This is a genomic window from Brevibacillus borstelensis (assembly GCF_036700025.1).
GTDB lineage: Bacteria > Bacillota > Bacilli > Brevibacillales > Brevibacillaceae > Brevibacillus > Brevibacillus borstelensis.
Genome location: NZ_CP144922.1, coordinates 2,614,137 through 2,634,590 on the forward strand (window position 1 = coordinate 2,614,137; position 20,454 = coordinate 2,634,590).

Consider the following 20,454-nt stretch of genomic DNA (forward strand, 5'->3'; position numbering starts at 1 on the left):
ATCGTATGCATGACCAAGCAAAACGACTTCGTGAGCGAATGCAGCAGAATTCGTCCTCCCGGCAGACGCGGTTGGTTACGGTGACGAGCGGCAAAGGGGGAGTAGGGAAATCCAACTTCAGCCTGAATTTCGCACTTGGCTTGCGCGAAAAAGGGCACAAGGCTATCCTGTTTGATGTCGATTTGGGACTTGCAAACCTGGATGTACTGATGGGAATTACGCCAAAGCGTCACCTGCTGCATTTGATCGATCAAGAGGCAACAGTCTGGGACATTATGGAGACGGGGCCCGGAAATTTGGAATTTATCGCGGGAGGTTCAGGGTTTACCCAAATTCTTCAGCTCGACAACCACAAGCTGGATATCCTGTTTCAAAAGCTGGAACCGCTTCACGGCTACGCCGATACGATTATTTTTGACACCGGGGCGGGCATCTCTCAGGAGTCTTTGCGATTCATGCTGTCTTCGGATGAAGTGATTTTGGTCACGACGCCAGAGCCGCCGGCTATTACGGATGCGTATGCTGTAATTAAAATGATTCACTCCCGCAATCCTCAGACGAAGGTACGCCTTGTCATTAACCGGGCAACGTCGGATCGTGAAGGACAAGCCACTGCGGACAAATTGAGCATGGTAGCCAAACGATTTCTGGATATGGAGATAAGCAAGCTCGGCTATGTCATGGATGACGATCATGTCACAAAGGCTGTAAAACAGCAGCGTCCGTATTTCCTTGCCTTTCCGCAATCGCAAGCTTCCAAAAGCATCAGAAATCTGGTAGCTGCATATCTCGGGAGCGCTGGAGCAGCGGGTTCCGGTTCACCAGGAGGTTTAAAAGGTTTCTTTAAGAAGCTGAAGGGCTTCATCCCATAATACAACTAGACTTCGGAAGGGAGCGATGGCGGATGAGTACTATTCGTGTTCTCGTCACAGATGATTCGGCATTCATGCGTAAGGTTATTTCTGACATCCTGCAAAGCGACCCTGAAATCGAAGTAATTGATCGTGCGAAGAACGGACTTGAATGCGTGGAGAAGGCTGCCAAGCTGAAGCCTGATGTAATCACGCTGGATATCGAAATGCCGATCATGAATGGCTTGGAAGCTTTGGAACAGCTAATGAAGCAAAGTCCTGTTCCTGTAGTGATGTTGAGCAGCTTGACCAGAGAGGGCGCAGAAGCAACGATTCGAGCGCTTGAGCTCGGAGCCATCGATTTTGTTGCAAAGCCATCCGGGCCGATTTCACTTGATATTCACAAAGTCGGCGATCGTCTGATCGAGAGAGTGAAAGCTGCCTCTCAAGCCAAGAAAAGAACGAATAAGTTTAAGCTTCATGCAGAGAGTACTGCTTCCCCGTTCCTGTTCGCAGCCAAGGCCACGGAAGACATTGTGCTTGCACCCCGGCAGGCATCGACTGAAATGCCTGTAAACAGAGCTGCATCCGGTTCGGCCAAGCTTGTGGTGCTGGGAACTTCAACCGGAGGCCCCAAAGCACTGCAAACTGTTCTGACAGCATTGCCCAGTCAGCTCCCTGCTCCGATAGCAATCGTGCAGCATATGCCAGCCGGTTTTACAAAATCGCTGGCACAGCGTCTGGACTCTCTCTGTGCGATCCGCGTAACAGAGGTAACAGACGGAGAATGGTTGGAGCCCGGAACCGCGTACATCGCACCTGGCGGCTATCATTTTGAAGTTGTACAAACGAACGGAAGACTGCAGGCCAAACTGCATCAGGAAGAGCCCCGAGGTGGTCACCGTCCTTCTGTCGACATCCTTTTTGAGTCTGTCAGCCGATTGACAAAAGTAGACAAATGGGCAATTATCATGACAGGCATGGGAAATGATGGGACGAAGGGCCTGATCAAAATGAAGGAAATAGGTCCTGTAACGAGTATTATCGAGGATGAATCGACATGTGTCGTGTTCGGGATGCCGCGTGCGGCCATCCAGGCAGGCCTCGCTGATCATGTCGTGCCATTACACAAAATTGCAGAAACACTCTGCAAGCTGCTGCACTGATTTTGGGAGGTGGAACACCCATGGACATGAATCAATATTTGGACATGTTTATTGAAGAGTCAAAGGAGCACCTGCAAGCGATCAATGCGAACTTGCTCGTTTTGGAGAATGATCCGGAAAGCACTCAGATCGTCAACGAAATATTCCGTTCCGCGCATACGCTAAAAGGTATGTCGGCGACAATGGGTTTTGAGGATATGGCGAGTCTGACCCATGAAGCGGAAAATGTGCTGGATTTAATCCGAAATGACAAGCTGAAAATCAACAGCGATATTATGGATGTGATTTTCCAAAGCGTTGACCTGATTGAAGGCATGGTCATGAATATTATGGAAGGCGGAGATGGCTCGGCAGACGTGTCACAGCCAGTTGCTAAACTGCGGGCAATCGTATCGGGGGATTTTTCTGCCATTGCGAATGTGGCAGCCCAGGAAGCAACTGCGTCAGTCGAGCAAGTCGCTGCTGGCGGCTCCGAAGACGGCAACCGCGAGTACGATCTGGACGAGTTTTCTCTTACGGTTTTGAAGCAATCGAAGGAAGCGGGCAACAACCTGTTCTGGATCAAAGTAACCTTGCAGGAGAACTGCCTGTTGAAAGCAGCCCGTGCGTATATGGTTTTTGACCAGCTGGAGTCGATGGGGGAAGTGATCAAATCGACACCTGCGGTAGAGGATTTGGAAAACGAGCGCTTTGATCTTTCCTTCGAAGTAGTCTTTGTCACGATGGAACCTTTGGAGAAAGTGAAAAAAGCAATCAGTAATATTTCGGAAATTGAGGAAGTGCTCGTAGAACCGGTTGAAATGAAGGAAGCAGGAAAGCAAGCCAAGCAAGCAGAGCAGCAGGTAGCTGCTGCAGCCGCTGCGCCTGCAGAAGTCAAAAAAGCCGAAGGACCCGCACAGAACAACACGGCCGTGAAAAAAGTGACGGCGGGCGGAAAAACGATCCGCGTAGACATCGAGAGATTGGACGTCCTGATGAACCTGTTTAGTGAGCTGGTTATCGACCGTGGGCGTTTGGAGCAGCTGGCCCGCGAACTCGGCAAGAGCGAGTTGCAGGAAACCGTTGAGCATATGAGCCGCATCAGTGGCGATTTGCAAAACATCATTCTGACGATGCGCATGGTTCCGGTCGAGCAAGTATTCAACCGTTTCCCTCGGATGATTCGCGACCTGGCAAAAGATTTAAACAAAAAAGTAAATCTGGAGATATATGGCGCGGAAACAGAGCTTGATCGGACGGTCATCGATGAAATTGGCGATCCGCTTGTTCACCTCCTGCGAAATTCGCTCGATCACGGTGTGGAATCTCCAGCCCAACGAAAGCAGGCTGGCAAGCCGGAGGAAGGAACGATTCAGCTTCGTGCCTTCCATAGCGGAAACCATGTGTTTATCGAAGTAAAAGATGACGGTGCCGGCATTAACAAAGATAAAGTTCTGAAGAAAGCGATTGAACGGGGCATCGTAAATCCGGCTAACGCAGATTCCTTGAGCGACAGGCAAATCTTTGAACTGCTGTTCTCGTCAGGCTTTAGTACCGCTGAGGTCATTTCGGACATCTCGGGACGAGGAGTCGGGCTCGACGTAGTGAAAACGAAGATTGAGTCCCTGGGCGGAAACGTAAGCGTCGACTCTGTTCGTGGACAGGGAACGACATTCCTGATCCAGCTTCCGCTCACGCTCTCGATCATCTCGGCCATGCTCGTTCAGGTTCAAAACGAGAAATACGCTGTTCCACTCAGTTCTATCATTGAAACAGCGGTATTCCGCAAAGATCAAATCATGATGGCGCATCGCCAGAAAGTCATTGATTTCCGCGGAAGAGTGGTTCCTCTCGTTTCGTTGCAGGAAATCTTCCAGATTCCGGATAACGGAGCGGACAAAGATGACGAAGTAGCAGTCGTAATCGTCCGCAAGGGTGAAAAAATGGCCGGACTTGTCGTCGATTCATTTATTGGCCAGCAAGAAATCGTCCTGAAGTCACTCGGCAAGTACCTGGTAAACGTGTTCGCCATTTCTGGGGCAACGATCCTGGGAGACGGACAAGTAGCGCTGATTATCGACTGCAACGCACTGATTAAGTAAGAGGAGGGCAGCCGTATGCTCGAGCAAAAGGAAATCATCGGAGAAGTAAAAGTCATCGTATTTCGCTTGAAAGACGAAGAATACGGAGTTGATGTAAATCAGGTCAAATCGATTGAGAAATTGGAGCATATTACCCGCGTTCCGCGAACTCCGGCATTTGTCAAAGGGGTAATCAACCTGCGCGGAGTTGTAACGCCGATTATCGACCTGCGCAATCGCTTCAGTCTGGAAGAGACAGCGTATACCGAATCGACGCGGATTATTATTGTGGCGGTTGGTGAACTGGAAGTAGGCCTGATCGTAGACGCGGCTAATGATGTGATCGATATACCGGTGAACGCGATCGAACCGCCGCCGGAGGTTGTCGGAGGAGTGGAGGCCGCCTACCTGCGCGGAGTGGCCAAGCTGGAAAAACGCCTGCTGATCCTGTTGAATCTGGATAAGGTGTTGAGCAACGAGGAAATCAAACAACTTGACTCCTTTGAGGGATAAGGGATGGAATACTTTACAAAGTTTGGCGATTTTCAATTTGACGTACTTCGGGAAGTAGGGAACATTGGCGCTGGCAACGCGGCTACTGCACTTTCCAAACTGATACAAAAAGAAATCGACATGAAGGTGCCGCAGGTAAAAATTATTCCCTTTGACGAAGTAGCGGACTGCGTCGGAGGTCCAGAGGCGGTCGTTGTTACTGTCTTTCTTCGGGTTGAGGGAGATTGTCCGGGCAACATGTTTTTCATCCTGGATATGGCTTCCGCTCGGCACGTTCTGCAGCAGATTATCGGCGAAGTGAAGGATGTAGAAGAATGGACAGAGTACGAGGCTTCCGCTCTTCATGAAATCGGCAACATCCTCACCGGTTCCTACTTGTCTTCGCTGGCTGATTTTACGAATTTGAATCTGCAGCCATCCGTACCGGCTCTGGCGATCGATATGGCGGGGGCCATTCTCAGCTACGGACTTTTGGAACTGGGACAAGCAGGGGACTTCGCGCTCACTATCGATACGGCTTTCTTTGAAGGCAATGAACAAGTCCAAGGTCACTTTTTTCTGATCCCTGATCCCGAATCCTTAAAGACATTATTTCGATCATTAGGAGTACCGTTCGATGGAGATTATTAAAATTGGGATGGCGGACCTCGGAGTTGCAAAATCTCCTGACCGATTACGGACTACAGGGTTAGGTTCATGTGTGGGAGTCGTCCTGTATGATTCTGTACATAAAGTTGCCGGGATGGCCCATGTCATGCTGCCTGAGTCCTCTCTCGGAAAAGGCGGGGAGATCGCGATCGGGAAATACGCCGATACCGCTATCCCCCGTCTCATTCAGGACATGAAGCTGGCTGGAGCATCGACGACCAACATGGTGGCAAAGCTGGCCGGCGGAGCTCAGATGTTTGCATTCCTCGGAAAGAGTGACTCGATGAGGATCGGACCGCGAAATGTAGAGGCGTGCAAAATGGCACTGCAGCAGGCAAAGATAAAAGTAGTTGCCGAGGATACAGGAGGAAATTGCGGGAGGACCATCGAGTTTGATGCGGCTACGGGTCTTCTGCAAATTCGAACCGTCAATCAAGGTGTGAAGGAAGTATAGGTATGCTGGGTACGATGTGGGTGAATACAGGGTTCGGAGCACTTGCTTCTGTCATTACGTTTTTTACGGCTTTGGCCGGAAACGTCTGGCTGGTTTCTTTGGAACGCGCCGGTTATGCATTTATCCTTTTTTTTCTTGCAGCTTTCCCGATACGTTGGCTCGTTGCTAAAATCATGGGCTCTTTCCAAGCCCCTGAGACCATGGTTCCGGCAGAAGCTGCCGAGGGGGGCGTCCCCTCGGCTTCCGGAGAGCCGGATGATCCCCAGGGAGACGGTGAATTTATACCGCTGTCTCTGGACCAAATGGGGAGCGCTCCTCTGGCGCATGATCCCACCACCGTTGCAGATGTTGTGAGGCGTTTAACTGATGAGTAAAGGTTGGTGACGAAATCGTGGCACGGCTAACCAATCAAGAAAAAGCAAGGCAGTTTGACAAATGGGTATTGTGGAAAGAAGAAGGCAGCCGGGACGCGGAGGTGGATCTGGTCACACAGTATCTCCCGTTAGTGGACAAGGTAGCCAACAGGCTTGCGATCAACCTTCCGAATAATGTGGACAAAGATGATCTGATCAGCTATGGCCGCTTTGGTTTGTTGGACGCGTTGGCCAAGTTTGATCATACCCGCGGGCTTCAGTTTGAGACGTATGCGATGTGGCGGATTCGCGGTGCCATGATCGATGGTTTGAGGGAGAACGATTGGATCCCCAGGACGGTTCGAGACAAGGCAAAGAAGATCGAAGAGGCGTATACGCTCTTGGAGCAAAAGCAACTGCGAGCGCCGACTGACTCCGAGGTTTCTTCTTACCTCGGCATTTCGGAGAAAGACTTGCAGCAGGTCTTTTATGAAACTTCACTCGCCACGATGATTTCTATAGATGAAGCTGTGGGGGAAGAAGAGGAGCAAAAGACAGCAAGGCATTCCTACATCGTCGATGAAGTGACACCGCGTCCCGATCAGGTGGCTGAATTGGCAGGCCTGAAAGAAGTGTTGACCGCCGTCATCGACAAGCTGCCGGAAAAAGAGCGTCTTGTCGTTTCCTTGTTTTACTTTGAGGAGCTGACCTTGTCGGAAATTGCAGATGTGATGAGCTTGTCACCCTCGCGTATCTCGCAGCTTCATTCCAAGGCGATATTTCGTTTGCGTTCCGCACTTGCCAGATGGAAGTCTCAGCTTGTCTAAAAGATAAATAGCTACAAATAGAAGATACAGAAAATGGGAGAAGAGGGCCCATGGTTTGAGAGGGGTAGAAAGATGGAAGCGATAGGAAACTACAAGCTCGAAGTCAAAATCTCTCAGGACAAACTGGAAGCCGGGATCATGTTGGTGATTGCCGACCAGGAGCTAGGATCGCAGCTTCGCATAACGGAGACAGAAGTGCGTGAAGTATTGCGACAACAAAAAATTACACATGGAATTCTTGATCAGGTCGTCCAAGAACTGTGCAGCAACCCGGCAAAATTTGTGAACACGTACGTTACGATCGCGAACGGAACTGCTCCTGTTGCCGGGAAGGATGGCGAGATCGAGTACACCTTTCTTGAAAAAAATCAAGACGAAAAACGGCCAAAAGAGCTGGAAGACGGACGGGTTGACTATTACAGCATTACGAACATTCCCAATGTGGCTAAAGGGCAGCTGTTGGCGCGGAAAACACCCCCAGTGCCCGGAATAGCGGGTATTGCGGTTACCGGAGAGCCCATCGTTCCTAAAGCCGGCAAGGAAGCTGTGCTGAAGCTCGGCAAAAATGTGGTGTTGAATGCAGAGAAAACGATGCTGTATTCAGCGATAGACGGTCAGGTTTCCTTTACGGACAATCATAAAGTGAATGTATTTCCTGTGTTCGAAGTCAATGGTGATGTCGATTTTAGCGTCGGGAACATCGATTTTGTGGGAACGGTGGTCATTCGCGGTAACATTCCGACTGGCTTTCGGGTGAAGGCATCAGGGGATATTCGCGTCCTCGGAAGTGTCGAGGGCGCCGAATTGGAAGCCGGAGGTTCGGTTGAGATCAAGAGTGGTATTGTCGCTCAAGACAAAGGACAAGTAATCGCCGGCAACAACGTGAAGACGTCATTTATTCAAAATGCAAATGTTACGGCAGGCAATCAAGTCCTGGTTTCGCAGAGCATCATGTTCTCCCAGGTGCGGGCGGGAAAGCAAATTATTTGTAATGGTCCAAAAGGAATCATTATTGGCGGCACGCTTCAAGCTGGAGAAAAAATAACGGCTCGTGTGATAGGCAATACGAGTGCAACGCCTACGGTTCTGGAGGTTGGCGTCAAGCCGGAGCTGCGTCTGGAATTGGCATCGATCAATAAAGAACTGCAAATTGTGTATGAAAATTTGCGCAAAACGGATCAAGGGCTGGGCGTACTAAACCAGCTCCTGCAGGTAAATGGCGAGCTTTCTCCGGAAAAGAAGACCATGCAAATCAAGCTGGCCAATACAAGGCTGATTCTGGAGAAAGAAGGAAAACAGCTCGAAGCTCGCAAAAAAGAAGTGGAAGCGGAGCTGGAGGGAGATTCACCAGCCGCCATTGATGTGTATTACACGATGTATCCTGGCATTAAAATGGTATTTGGCAAACTGGTCCGGTTTATCAAGCAGGAGTTTGCACGTACCCGCTTTCTCGTCGTTAACGGAGAGATCACGACTTCCACTCTCGTCTGAGCATAGCGATACGGAAAAAGGAGATGGCCCTGATGAGTCTCAAAACGGTTGAGTTACAGGTGGCACTGCCGCGAACCACTGAGGTTGGGCGCATTCAGGAACAATACCAGCATCGGCTAACCAACGAGCAGCATCTCCTGCAACAAGAGCAGAAAGGGATAGACCAACAAAAAAGTCAGCGTGCAGCAGAGGTCAACGAGACAGATAAAAACCAGCTGAGGGATAAAGAGCGACAAGACCAGCAGGGCAGCAAGGAGTCGGCGTTGGAAGCCTCTACAAAACAGGCGGCACAATCTCCCGGAAATGGCGGCACCGCATCTGGGGAAGTGGCGATGCGCGACCCTCTTCGCGGACGTTACATCGACATATCCTTGTAGCCTTACCATCAAGAAGAAAATGAAGGAAGTATAGGTGACTACAATGAATGGGTCTTATTATATTTTGGCAGGGGCAGGGGTGGCAATCATGGTGCTGGCCCTGCTGTTTTCTTCCAGACGTTCAAAAAGGGATCGCATGCCAGCCGCTCCACAACTGAATATAGAGGAAGTGGAGGCAACGCTCCAGCGTTTTGTCCTGCAAATCAAGCAAGAGAAAGAAGCTGAGAGTGAAGCGTTCTACAAGTCGAATGCACAACTCAAGAAAGAACTGGCTGATGCGAAAGGGCGACTGGACAAAGTGGAGCGGGAATTGGCTGAACTGCGTACCGCCCGTCGGCAGCCGGCAAGTCCAGACCAGCAGGAGTCCTCCGGAGAGGCGGCGGATGTGCTTTCCATGCGTGAGCGCTATCGGCGCGTATTCGAATTGATGCAAGAAGGACTGGGGCCTGACGAGATTGCAAAAAGGCTGGGGGCAGGCAGAGGAGAGATCGATTTGATCTTGTCATTGGCCAAGCCGCGGGAGGCAGGAGCGGCCAATGAATAAGCGCGATATCTTTTTTGGATTCGGGGCCGGTCTCCTCGTGGCAGCATCGATTTTGGGAATTACAACACAAAAGGAAGCCCCGGGAACCCACCAGTCCTTGACGAAGGAACAGCTGGAGACAGCTGCAGAAGAGCTGCAACTGGTCGTTCTTTCTAAGGAAGAGTTCAATCAGCTGCAACAAGAAAAAAAGATTGAGATCCAACCGCTGCCAACCCCGCCAAAGAAGCCTTCTGCCCCTGTTTCATTGACACCGGATCAGCCGCAAGCGGGAAAGCCTGAGAAACCCGAAGCAGCACTGCCGCAAGCGCCGGTGAGAGCAAAGGAACCAAAAAGCGAGACCTCGGTCATGCCCACTGCCGAAACTGCTGATCCAAGCAAGCCGCAGCAGCCTGTTCCGGCGGATAGTCCTCAGGTGTCCGTGCCGACAGAGCCCTTGCCAAAAGAGACGAAGACGATCCAGATTCCATATAAAGCGACGGCGGAAAGTGTCGAGCGCACATTGGTGGACGCAGGGATTTTGGAAGCCGACAACCAGTTTGTAGAAACGTTGAAAAAGCAGAACAAACTCAATCGCATACGTGTCGGCACGTATCAGATTCCCCTCGGGGCAAGCGAAGCTGACATCGTGTCCATCATCGCGACGCCTCCGAAAAAGTGAGGCGATTTTTTTTGCGGGAAATGGGATTGGTTTCTTGCAATCGTTTAGGTCATATGATATATTCATTAACGGTGTTGAATTCGCACGTCCACCAATTCCGGCAATGGTGCTGCCAGATTGGCAGTTTTGTTTGGAAAATGCGGTGAGGCGGAGGTAAGCACAAAAAAACCATTTTTTAAGGAGGTGTGAAAATATGGCAGTGATTTCGATGAAACAGCTCCTCGAGGCTGGTGTACACTTCGGTCACCAAACTCGCCGCTGGAACCCGAAAATGGCACGCTATATCTTCACCGAACGTAACGGCATCTACATTATTGACCTGCAAAAAACCGTGAAAAAAGTTGAGGAAGCGTACAACTTTGTACGTGAACTCGCTCAAAACGGCGGAAAAGTGCTCTTCGTTGGAACGAAGAAACAAGCACAAGAATCCGTAAAAGAAGAAGCAATCCGTACAGGCCACTACTACATCAACCAACGCTGGCTGGGTGGTACGCTGACGAACTTCTCTACGATTAAAAAACGTACTGCTCGCCTTGCTGAGCTGAACCGTATGGAAGAAGACGGTACTTTCGCAGTTCTGCCGAAGAAAGAAGTTATCGTTCTTCGCAAGGAAAAAGAGCGTTTGGAAAAATTCCTGGGCGGTATCGCTCACATGGAAGAACTGCCAGACGCGCTGTTCGTAATCGATCCGCGCAAAGAGCGCATCGCAGTAGCAGAAGCTCGCAAATTGGGTATCCCAATCGTTGCGATTGTAGATACTAACTGCGATCCGGATGAAATCGACTACGTGATCCCAGGTAACGACGATGCCATCCGCGCTGTTAAGCTGCTGACTTCCAAAATGGCTGACGCTCTGGTTGAAGGCAACCAAGGCGGCGAACAAGCTACAACAACTGCGTAAGCAAGTGTATGAGGGTGGACTGAGGGTTTCAGAACCCCGTCCACCCTTTTTAACACCTATACTTAGATTCGACTTTCCCAAGGAGGTTCTACGATATGGCAATCAGTGCACAAGCGGTGAAAGAACTGCGCGAGCGTACAGGCGCAGGGATGATGGACTGCAAACGCGCTCTCGAAGAAACGAACGGTGACATGGAAAAAGCGATTGACCTTCTCCGTGAACGCGGAATCGCGAAGGCTGCGAAAAAAGCGGGCCGCATCGCAGCAGAAGGCTTGACTTCCTGCGCTGTAGCCGGCAACGTTGCGGCAATCGTGGAAGTAAACTGTGAAACAGACTTCGTAGCGAAAAACCCTGAGTTCCAAGAGCTGGTGAAGGACATCGCTGAGCACGTTGTATCCCAACGTCCTGCGAGCGTAGAAGCTGCTCTGGAGCAGCCGTTCAAAGGCCAAGGAGAAACTCTCGGCCACATGATCAACGAAAAAATCTCCACCATCGGAGAAAACATTTCCTTCCGTCGCTTCTCCATCCTGGAGAAATCCGATAACGGCGTGTTCGGTAGCTACCTGCACATGGGCGGCCGCATCGGTGTTGTAGTCGTCCTCGAAGGAACTACAGACGAAACGCTGGCAAAAGACCTGGGTATGCACGCAGCTGCATCCAACCCGCGTTTTGCCAACCGTGAGGAAGTATCTCAAGACGAGATCGAGCGCGAGCGCGAAGTACTGAAAAACCAAGCTCTGGCTGAGGGCAAACCGGCAAATATCGTAGAAAAAATGGTAGAAGGCCGCCTCTCCAAATACTTTGAAGAGTACGTAATGGTTGAGCAGCCATTCGTTAAAGATCCAGACAAAAAAGTTGCCGCTCTGCTGAAAGAAAAAGGCGCTACTTTGAAGGGCTTTGTCCGTTATCAAGTGGGCGAAGGCATCGAGAAAAAACAAGAAGACTTTGCCGCTGAAGTAATGGCGCAAGTTAATAAACAGTAATGACCGTAAAAATAGGGAACACCTGCGTGTTCCCTATTTTATAAGAGCAGGCGGATCGCCGCTAGGCACGTATTGCCCGGTGATCGGAAAAGTCGCTCGGCTAGCTGGGAGGATTCCGGTAAAGCACAGAGAATGTTTCATGAATGGAGGCCGTTTCACATGCCACTTCCTGCCTATAAACGGGTTGTGTTAAAGTTGAGTGGGGAAGCTCTGGCGGGAGACATCGGGTACGGGATTGACCCGAAGGTGATTTTCTCCATCGCCAACCAGATTAAGGAAATTGTAGAATTGGGAGTACAAGTTGCAGTTGTTGTCGGTGGTGGAAATATCTGGCGCGGACTCTCAGGCAGCTCCAAAGGCATGGATCGGGCCACAGCCGATTACATGGGGATGCTTGCAACCATTATGAACTCGCTCGCTCTGCAGGATGGATTAGAAAAAGTGAACGTCCCGACTCGTGTACAAACGTCCATCGAAATGAGGCAAGTAGCCGAACCATACATACGCCGCAGGGCAATACGCCATCTGGAGAAACAACGAGTGGTCATATTTGCCGCAGGTACGGGGAATCCCTATTTTTCCACAGATACGACGGCTGCGTTGCGGGCCGCCGAAATCGAAGCTGAAGTCATTCTGATGGCTAAAAACAAAGTAGACGGTGTCTATTCCGCTGATCCGAGCATTGACCCAACAGCAGTGAAGTACGACAAGCTCACGTTCCTCGAAGTGTTAAGCAAGGGTCTGGGCGTAATGGATTCCACGGCATCGAGCCTCTGCATGGATAATGACATTACATTGATTGTCTTTAATATTTCTGAAGAAGGCAATATTCGTCGCGCCGTTATGGGTGAAAAGATCGGAACATTGGTTAAGGGGGAATAATACATGCCGCAAACCGTATTGAAAGATATGGAAGAACGTATGAGCAAAGCCATCAGCACACTAAAAAAAGATCTTGCCAGCCTGCGTGCGGGTCGTGCAAACCCGGCCATTTTGGATAAGATTGTGGTGGATTACTACGGAACACCGACACCGATCAGCCAATTGGCTAATATCAGTGTGCCGGAACCGCGCATGCTGACCATCCAGCCATGGGATAAGTCTTCCTTAAAGGAAATCGACAGAGCGATTCAGCAATCCGACCTCGGTTTGACTCCTTCCAACGACGGGACAATCATTCGCATTGTGATCCCGCCGCTTACAGAAGAGCGCCGCAAGGAATTGGTCAAGGTAGCGAACAAGAGCGGGGAAGAAGCGAAAGTAGCGATTCGGAACATCCGCCGCGATGCCAACGATGACATCAAAAAGCTGGAAAAGGGCGGAACGATATCCGAAGATGAGTCCCGCCGCCATCAGGAGACGATTCAAAAGGCGACTGACAAGTACATCGCTGAAGTCGATAAGATCGTCAAGGAAAAGGAAAAGGACATTCTGGAAGTTTAATGCATGATCCCCCTCATCTGAGGGGGATGAATGTCTATATCTCTCATTTTGGGGGAACACTTTATGTTAGAACATCTCGCGCGCAAGTTGACTCGAAAAGAAAAACAGGGGTCATCCGTAGAGTTTGACAGCTCCGGACCAGTCCCGAACCACTTGGCCGTAATTATGGACGGGAACGGACGCTGGGCCAAAATGCGGAATCTTCCCAGGATTGCCGGACACAGGGCAGGGATGAAGACGGTAAAAGAGATCGTCAAAGCATCCGATGAAATTGGCGTCAAGTATTTAACCATGTATGCATTTTCTACCGAGAACTGGAAGCGACCCAGAGAAGAAGTAGACTTTTTGATGAAACTGCCGCAGGAATTTTTGTCGACAGAATTGGAAGAATTGATCGAACGCAACGTTCAGATTCGAATGGTCGGCAGCAAAGACGAATTGCCTGCACATACGCTGAAAGCGCTGGAAACAGCGGAGGAGCGGACGAAGCAAAACACGGGGCTGCAGTTGATTTTTGCCCTTAATTACGGGGGACGAAAGGAAATTGCCTTAGCAGTAAAAGATATAGGTACCCGTTTGCAAGCGGGTGAGATCGACCTGGAACAATTGGACGAAGAGATGATTTCCCGACATTTGTACACGAGTGACATCCCAGATCCAGACCTGTTGATACGCACCAGTGGAGAACTTCGTTTGAGCAACTTTATGTTGTGGCAGCTGGCCTACACGGAATTGTGGTTCACCGATGTGCTTTGGCCCGATTTTACCAGGGAACATTTATATCAAGCGATTGCTGAATACCAGGGCAGAGCTCGTCGCTACGGAGCGGTATAAGCCGAGAGGTGGAATCAGTTGAAGCAGCGGATCATTACAGGCCTCATTGGTGGGGCAGGCTTTTTGTTATTGGTTTATTTAGGGGACCATTGGTTCTCGTTGCTCGTATTTTTCTTGGCCGTTATAGGCCTTTTTGAATTTTTGCGGATGGCAAAGGTTCAACCGCTGAGTGTGGCAGGGGTACTGGCGTATCTGCTCATGATCAGCCTGTTGTGGCCGTCTCTTTCCTTTACGAAAGAGACAGGAGTCATACTGCCTGATCTGGTACTGCCCGTAACCCTTCTTTTGCTTTTGTACGCGGTCTTTCGGAAAAATCAGTTTCACATTGAACACGCCGCCCTTGCATTGGTGGGGGCGTTATACATAGGCTATGGCTTTGCCTATATGGCTGCGCTGCGCAATTTGCCAGACACAGGGCTGATGCTTACAGTTCTCGTTATCCTGGGAATATGGGCAACAGATTCAGGAGCGTATTTCATGGGAAAAGCCATCGGCAAGCGGAAGCTTTGGCCTGCAATTAGTCCGAACAAAACGATTGAGGGAGCCGCAGGCGGCTTGCTTGCGGCTGTTCTTGTCGTTATGGCAGTAAACGTATGGATTGGCGGAATCTCTTTGGACAAGGCGCTGATCATTGCCCTCGTCAGTGGGATTGCGGGTCAGCTTGGCGATTTGGTTGAGTCCGCGATCAAACGTCATTTTGAAGTAAAAGATTCAGGACAAATCATCCCTGGACACGGGGGAGTTCTTGACCGTTTTGACAGCATGATTCTTGTCTTTCCGGTTTTGCATTTGCTGGGCATTGTCTAACGGGAAAAGCCATATAGAAAGTATATAGAGGGTGAAGCGTTTGAAACGAATATCGCTCTTGGGCTCAACAGGCTCCATCGGCAAAAGCACGCTCGACGTGGTGTCTCAACATCCGGAGGAGTTTAGCGTAGTCGCGATGGCAGCCGGGTCCAATATCGAACTGCTGGCTGAACAGATCGAACAGTTCAGGCCGGAACTGGTCTCTGTAGGAAACGCTCAAGCGGCCAAAGAATTGCAGGGACGTCTGGGGAACAGCCGGGTCGAGATTATGTACGGAGAAGCGGGATTGGAGGAGACGGCGAAGCATGCTGAGGCCAATTTCGTAATGACGGCAGTGGTCGGAAGCATCGGAGTTGCGCCTACACTCGCTGCCATAGAAGCTGGCAAGACCATCGGTTTGGCCAACAAGGAAACGCTTGTCAGCGCTGGCCATATCGTGATGAAAGCAGCCAGGGACAGAGGTGTGCAGATCATTCCGGTCGACAGCGAACACTCGGCAATCTTTCAGTGTTTGCAAGGGGAGCGTCGCGAGGATATCGCCCGCATCATTTTGACAGCTTCAGGCGGGTCATTTCGCCATTTGAGCCGGGAGGAGCTGGCCGATGTGTCTGTGGAGCAGGCTTTGCATCATCCGAACTGGAGCATGGGCTCCAAAATCACGATCGATTCGGCGACGATGATGAACAAGGGCTTTGAGGTTATCGAGGCTCATTGGCTCTTCGGCCTTCCTTATGAACAGATCGAATGTGTTCTCCATTATGAGAGCATCATTCACTCTATGGTAGAATACAAAGACCGGGCTGTCATGGCACAACTGGGTACGCCCGATATGCGCGTGCCGATCCAGTATGCGCTGAGCTATCCGAAAAGAATGCCGCTTGGTACGGAACCGCTCGATCTGGTGAAGAGCGGCACGCTTCATTTTGCACCAATGGATTTTGACCGCTATCCTCTGTTACAATTGGCGTATGAGTGCGGAAGAGTAGGCGGGACTCACCCCACTGTATTGAACGCTGCAAATGAGGTGGCTGTAGACAGCTTTTTGCGAGGAAGCATCGCATTTCTGGAGATTGAAAAGATCGTTCGCCAAACGTGCGAAGCCCATCAGGGCACGAGTCATCCTTCTCTGGAAGAAATTTTGGCAGCCGACCAGTGGGCACGCGATCAGGCTGCGAGCTGTCTGGGCGTTAACAAGCGTTAAAAACGGAATGAAAGGTGGCTGTTCTCTTGCCTTTTCCCAACTTGGATTCAGTGGAATCAATTCTCGCGATAGTCATCGTGTTCGGTGTACTTGTCTTTGTGCACGAGCTTGGTCATTTTCTGTTGGCAAAACGGGCCGGCATTTTGTGCCGGGAGTTTGCACTTGGAATGGGACCAAAGATTTTTAGCGTAAAGCGAGGAGAAACAGAATACACACTGCGGCTGCTGCCGATTGGCGGGATGGTACGCATGGCGGGGGAGGACCCTGAGCTGGACGTTCTGAAGCCGCACATGGAAGTGACCTTGGAGCGAGATCCGGTGGGGAAGGTAACCCGCATCCTGCTGGATGGCCCAAATGGTGAAGGCAAAGGTGCGGTAACAGGTACAATTGTCGATTTCGACCTGGAGAAAGCATTGTCCATCGTTCTGGAAACAGACGGAGAACAACGCACTTTTTCGGTGCATCCGCAAGCCCAGCTCGTAAAAGACGGTCATGAGGTGCAAATCGCCCCGTTGGACCGCCAGTTTAAAGGAAAGACGGTTATGCAGCGCTTCTGGGCAATCTTTGCGGGCCCTGCTGCAAACTTTTTGCTCGCTTTCGTGTTGTTTATCGTCATCGGACTCGTTTATGGAGTACCTGTAAATGAGCCCGTGCTGGGCGAGATCATCCAGGGAGGACCGGCAGCACAGGCGGGATTGCAATCAGGAGACAAGGTTATTACGATTCAGGGACAGCCTGTATCGACATGGAGAGAAATGGTGGAGATCGTCAGCAAATCGCCGGACAAGCAACTGGAAATCGTTGTTGATCGGGGAGGACAGATGATCAATGCCATGGTCCATGTCAAGAACGAGGAGAATGTCGGGAAGATCATGGTGGGCAACGCTGTCACCTACGCTCCGGCGCAAGTGCTTCAGTATGGCGGAAAATCGACATACGAGTTTACCACGATGATTTTGACGAGTATCGGCATGCTCTTTACAGGTTCAGTGGGATTGAACGATCTTAGCGGACCAGTCGGAATCTTTAAGATGACCGGCGAATTTGCTCAGCAAGGCTTGGCGATCCTGATGAAATGGGCAGCTGTCCTGAGTATTAACCTGGGACTGATCAACCTGCTTCCTTTGCCTGCTTTGGACGGAGGCAGACTCGCCTTCCTGCTGATCGAAGCCCTGCGGGGAAGACCGCTTGATCCGCATAAGGAAGGGATGGTACACTTCCTTGGGTTTGCCTTTTTGATGTTGTTGATTTTGGTTGTGACATGGAACGATTTACACCGATTGTTTACAGAATAAAGCAGTGTTCACAGGCTGTTTGACAAACATAAAGGATGGTGCCCTATGTACAAGCGTGAGGAGACCAAACCGGTATTTGTGGGAGGCGTACAAATCGGCGGACAAAAAAGTGTTGTCATTCAATCGATGACAACCGCTGATACGCGGGACGTAGAAGGGACGCTGGCACAGATTCAGCGGCTCTATGACGCAGGCTGCCAAATTGTTCGTCTGGCGGTTATCAACGAGGATGCGGCCCGTTCCATCAAAGCGATTAAAGAACGTTCTCCACTCCCGCTAGTGGCAGATATTCACTTTGACTATAAACTGGCGCTGATCGCCCTGGAGAGCGGAATTGACAAAATCCGCATCAATCCGGGGAATATCGGTTCAAAAGAGAAGACGAAAGCGGTCGTGGAAGCATGCCGTGAGCGCAATGTTCCGATCCGGATCGGGGTGAACTCCGGTTCCGTGGAAAAACGGCTGTTGGAAAAATACGGCTACCCATCTCCGGAAGCAATCGTGGAGAGCGCAATGGATCACGTGCACATTCTGGAAGAGCTCAATTACGACAACATCGTCATTTCACTGAAGTCTTCCGATGTTCCGACCATGATCCAGACGTACTCTTTGATGGCGCAGAAGCGCAATTATCCGCTGCACGTCGGAGTGACCGAAGCCGGGACACAGTTCTCTGGTAGCATCAAATCCGCTGTCGGGATCGGTACAGTGCTGTCAATGGGTATCGGCGATACGATCCGGGTTTCGCTGACCGCTGATCCGGTTGAGGAAATCAAGGTAGCTAAGCAAATTTTGCGCAGCCTTGAGATTGTGAACAACGATCCGGTCGTAATCGCTTGCCCGTCTTGCGGACGTTGTGCGATCGATCTGATCGGACTTGCAACCAAGGTGGAGGATGCTGTTTCTACACTCAAAACACCTTTGAAAATCGCCGTAATGGGATGCGCGGTAAATGGTCCCGGCGAAGCGCGGGAAGCGGACGTAGGTGTTGCCGGCGGTAATGGCGAAGGCCTGATCTTCCGAAACGGCGAAATTGTACGGAAGGTAAAAGAAACGGAATTGTTCGAGGAATTGATGAAAGAAATCAATGAAATCGTGGAAGAGAAAAAGACCACCCAGGTCGGCTAGACCCTCTGCAACGTGAAGGAGGACACGTGTGTGTTAAAGCAAAGTCAGATGTTGATTCCTACTCTGCGGGAAGTCCCGTCGGATGCGGAAATTGCCAGTCATAAACTGCTGCTCCGTGCAGGCATGGCGCGGCAGTTAGCTTCAGGCATTTATACCTATCTGCCGCTTGCGCTCAGGACCCTGCAAAAAATTCAGGCAATCGTTCGCGAAGAAATGAACCGGGCAGGCGGACAGGAATTGCTTATGCCAGCCATGCAGCCGGCAGAGCTGTGGCACCAAACCGGCCGCTGGGATGTGTACGGGCCGGAGCTGGTACGCTTGAAAGACCGTCATGATCGATCCTTTGCACTCGGCCCCACTCACGAAGAAGTGATTACGAGCCTGGTCAGAGACGAGATCAACTCCTACAAAAAACTGCCGATCAATCTGTATCAGATTCAGACGAAGTTCCGCGACGAGGTCCGCCCTCGCTTTGGTCTGATCCGCAGCCGGGAGTTTATCATGAAGGATGCGTATTCATTCGACACGACGCAGGAAGGGCTGGATAAGAATTTCCAAGCGATGTACGATGCCTACACACGCATTTTCACGAGGGTAGGTCTGAACTTCCGTGCAGTCGAAGCTGACGCGGGAGCGATTGGCGGAAAAGGCACCTATGAATTTATGGCGCTTTGCGATATCGGTGAAGATACGATCGCCTATTCGGAAAATGGCGACTATGCAGCCAATCTGGAAAAAGCGGAAGTGGTGTACAAGCCTTCAGCGAAGCCGCAGGGAGATACGCCGGCGGTTGAGAAGGTGCACACGCCTGATGTAAAAACAATTGAACAGTTGACGCAAGCTCTCGATGTTGAGGCCAGCCGGATTATCAAAAGTCTCGTTTACCGAGTGGATGAGAAGCTGGTCATGGTCCTGGTACGCGGGGATCACGAGATCAACGAGGTGAAATTGAAAAATCTGTATGATGCTACCCATGTCGGCTTGGCTTCAGAGCAGGACATTTTGGCGGCGATTGGAACACCTGTTGGCTTTGTCGGGCCAGTCGGTGTAGACCAGGAGAAGCTGGAGATCATCGCCGACAACTTTGTTCAGGATGTTGCCGACGGCGTAGCTGGTGCCAACGAGAAGGACTACCATCTCGTTCATGTGCAGGCTGGCCGCGATTTTACCGTCTCCCGCTATGCTGACCTGCGCAACATTATGGAGGGAGATGAATGCCCCCGCGGCGGCGGCTTGATCAAGTTTGCCCGCGGCGTGGAAGTGGGGCACGTCTTTAAGCTCGGCACGAAATACTCTACAGCCATCGGCGCGACCTATCTGGATGAAAACGGCCGAAGCCAGCCGATGATCATGGGCTGCTACGGCATCGGCGTGTCTCGTACACTGGCAGCTGCGATCGAGCAAAACAATGATGAACACGGGATCATTTGGCCTGTGTCGATCGCGCCGTTCCACGTCCATGTCATTCCGGTAAACGCCAAAGTCGAAGCGCAGCGACTGATCAGCGAGGAGATTACCGAAGCACTGGAGGCAGCCGGTGTTGAAGTGCTGTATGATGATCGTCCGGAACGAGCCGGCGTCAAATTCAAAGATGCGGATTTGATCGGACTGCCGCTTCGCATTACCGTTTCAGACAAGGCCTCAGAAGAGGGGCTGGTGGAGGTGCGGGTGCGCCGGACAGGCGAAACGCATGAAGTGAAACGAACCGAGCTGGTATCGTTTGTCAAATCGCTTCTCGCCCGTGTGGACAGTACAGGTGCGGAACTGTTTTAAGTCCTAAAATCAAGCAGGAACTTGCACGGATTTTGTCGAATTAGTCGGGGTACGCCCCCTTGTGATGGGGGAGTATCCCTTTTTTATTTCTTTTGTTCGCTCCTTGCGAAAAAGGGAGACATTTTCGGGTAAGATCGGGAGATTGAG

22 protein-coding genes are annotated in these 20,454 nt (G+C 50.9%); all 22 read left to right on the plus strand.

Annotation, left to right across the window (positions count from 1 at the left end; genetic code table 11):
- Positions 1 to 5 precede the first annotated feature (5 nt).
- The 22 genes from V5G20_RS12295 to V5G20_RS12400 all read left to right on the plus strand — a co-directional run bounded on the left by V5G20_RS12295 (position 6) and on the right by V5G20_RS12400 (position 20,307).
- Positions 6 to 872 (plus strand): MinD/ParA family protein, encoded by an 867-nt coding sequence (locus V5G20_RS12295; protein WP_003385872.1) that lies wholly within the window; start codon positions 6 to 8, stop codon positions 870 to 872.
- Between the two features lie 32 nt (positions 873 to 904).
- The gene (locus V5G20_RS12300; RefSeq protein ID WP_003385871.1) at positions 905 to 2,017 is read left to right on the plus strand and encodes a protein-glutamate methylesterase/protein-glutamine glutaminase; all 1,113 of its coding nucleotides are present in this window, start codon (positions 905 to 907) and stop codon (positions 2,015 to 2,017) included.
- Between the two features lie 20 nt (positions 2,018 to 2,037).
- Complete coding sequence (locus V5G20_RS12305; RefSeq protein ID WP_003385870.1) at positions 2,038 to 4,098, plus strand: chemotaxis protein CheA; 2,061 nt, start codon at positions 2,038 to 2,040, stop codon at positions 4,096 to 4,098.
- Positions 4,099 to 4,113: 15 nt separating this feature from the next.
- Complete coding sequence (locus V5G20_RS12310) at positions 4,114 to 4,590, plus strand: chemotaxis protein CheW (RefSeq protein WP_003385869.1); 477 nt, start codon at positions 4,114 to 4,116, stop codon at positions 4,588 to 4,590.
- Between the two features lie 3 nt (positions 4,591 to 4,593).
- Complete coding sequence (locus V5G20_RS12315) at positions 4,594 to 5,220, plus strand: chemotaxis protein CheC (protein ID WP_003385868.1); 627 nt, start codon at positions 4,594 to 4,596, stop codon at positions 5,218 to 5,220.
- Positions 5,207 to 5,692: a chemotaxis protein CheD gene (locus V5G20_RS12320; RefSeq protein ID WP_003385867.1), complete on the plus strand. Its 486-nt coding sequence runs from the start codon at positions 5,207 to 5,209 to the stop codon at positions 5,690 to 5,692. The genes V5G20_RS12315 and V5G20_RS12320 overlap by 14 nt, the downstream gene beginning before the upstream one ends.
- Positions 5,693 to 5,694: 2 nt before the next feature.
- Positions 5,695 to 6,066, plus strand: a complete 372-nt coding sequence (locus V5G20_RS12325; RefSeq protein ID WP_003385866.1) for a hypothetical protein — start codon at positions 5,695 to 5,697, stop codon at positions 6,064 to 6,066.
- A gap of 17 nt (positions 6,067 to 6,083) precedes the next feature.
- Positions 6,084 to 6,872, plus strand: a complete 789-nt coding sequence (locus V5G20_RS12330) for a FliA/WhiG family RNA polymerase sigma factor (RefSeq protein WP_003385865.1) — start codon at positions 6,084 to 6,086, stop codon at positions 6,870 to 6,872.
- 72 nt (positions 6,873 to 6,944) lie between these two features.
- The gene (locus V5G20_RS12335; RefSeq protein WP_003385864.1) at positions 6,945 to 8,363 is read left to right on the plus strand and encodes a DUF342 domain-containing protein; all 1,419 of its coding nucleotides are present in this window, start codon (positions 6,945 to 6,947) and stop codon (positions 8,361 to 8,363) included.
- Between the two features lie 32 nt (positions 8,364 to 8,395).
- Positions 8,396 to 8,740 carry a hypothetical protein gene (locus V5G20_RS12340; protein ID WP_003385863.1) on the plus strand — a complete coding sequence of 115 codons (345 nt, stop codon included), beginning with the start codon at positions 8,396 to 8,398 and terminating at the stop codon, positions 8,738 to 8,740.
- A 43-nt stretch (positions 8,741 to 8,783) separates the two neighbouring features.
- Positions 8,784 to 9,284, plus strand: coding sequence for a DUF6115 domain-containing protein (locus V5G20_RS12345; protein ID WP_003385861.1), 501 nt, complete (start codon positions 8,784 to 8,786; stop codon positions 9,282 to 9,284).
- Complete coding sequence (locus tag V5G20_RS12350; protein WP_251255737.1) at positions 9,277 to 9,942, plus strand: DNA polymerase III subunit gamma/tau; 666 nt, start codon at positions 9,277 to 9,279, stop codon at positions 9,940 to 9,942. The genes V5G20_RS12345 and V5G20_RS12350 overlap by 8 nt, the downstream gene beginning before the upstream one ends.
- A gap of 193 nt (positions 9,943 to 10,135) precedes the next feature.
- Positions 10,136 to 10,843: a 30S ribosomal protein S2 gene (rpsB, locus tag V5G20_RS12355; RefSeq protein ID WP_003385859.1), complete on the plus strand. Its 708-nt coding sequence runs from the start codon at positions 10,136 to 10,138 to the stop codon at positions 10,841 to 10,843.
- A 95-nt stretch (positions 10,844 to 10,938) separates the two neighbouring features.
- Positions 10,939 to 11,826, plus strand: coding sequence for a translation elongation factor Ts (tsf, locus tag V5G20_RS12360; protein WP_003385858.1), 888 nt, complete (start codon positions 10,939 to 10,941; stop codon positions 11,824 to 11,826).
- A gap of 159 nt (positions 11,827 to 11,985) precedes the next feature.
- Complete coding sequence (gene pyrH, locus V5G20_RS12365) at positions 11,986 to 12,708, plus strand: UMP kinase (protein WP_003385857.1); 723 nt, start codon at positions 11,986 to 11,988, stop codon at positions 12,706 to 12,708.
- A 3-nt stretch (positions 12,709 to 12,711) separates the two neighbouring features.
- Positions 12,712 to 13,269, plus strand: a complete 558-nt coding sequence (gene frr, locus V5G20_RS12370; RefSeq protein WP_003385856.1) for a ribosome recycling factor — start codon at positions 12,712 to 12,714, stop codon at positions 13,267 to 13,269.
- A gap of 63 nt (positions 13,270 to 13,332) precedes the next feature.
- The gene (locus tag V5G20_RS12375; protein ID WP_003385855.1) at positions 13,333 to 14,103 is read left to right on the plus strand and encodes an isoprenyl transferase; all 771 of its coding nucleotides are present in this window, start codon (positions 13,333 to 13,335) and stop codon (positions 14,101 to 14,103) included.
- An 18-nt stretch (positions 14,104 to 14,121) separates the two neighbouring features.
- Positions 14,122 to 14,910, plus strand: coding sequence for a phosphatidate cytidylyltransferase (locus V5G20_RS12380; protein WP_003385854.1), 789 nt, complete (start codon positions 14,122 to 14,124; stop codon positions 14,908 to 14,910).
- A gap of 40 nt (positions 14,911 to 14,950) precedes the next feature.
- Positions 14,951 to 16,111 carry a 1-deoxy-D-xylulose-5-phosphate reductoisomerase gene (locus V5G20_RS12385; protein ID WP_311068393.1) on the plus strand — a complete coding sequence of 387 codons (1,161 nt, stop codon included), beginning with the start codon at positions 14,951 to 14,953 and terminating at the stop codon, positions 16,109 to 16,111.
- A gap of 26 nt (positions 16,112 to 16,137) precedes the next feature.
- Positions 16,138 to 17,406 carry an RIP metalloprotease RseP gene (rseP, locus tag V5G20_RS12390; RefSeq protein WP_003385852.1) on the plus strand — a complete coding sequence of 423 codons (1,269 nt, stop codon included), beginning with the start codon at positions 16,138 to 16,140 and terminating at the stop codon, positions 17,404 to 17,406.
- Between the two features lie 45 nt (positions 17,407 to 17,451).
- Positions 17,452 to 18,534, plus strand: a complete 1,083-nt coding sequence (gene ispG / locus V5G20_RS12395) for a flavodoxin-dependent (E)-4-hydroxy-3-methylbut-2-enyl-diphosphate synthase (RefSeq protein ID WP_003385851.1) — start codon at positions 17,452 to 17,454, stop codon at positions 18,532 to 18,534.
- Between the two features lie 48 nt (positions 18,535 to 18,582).
- Positions 18,583 to 20,307 (plus strand): proline--tRNA ligase, encoded by a 1,725-nt coding sequence (locus tag V5G20_RS12400; RefSeq protein ID WP_171506816.1) that lies wholly within the window; start codon positions 18,583 to 18,585, stop codon positions 20,305 to 20,307.
- The last annotated feature ends 147 nt before the right edge of the window (positions 20,308 to 20,454 follow it).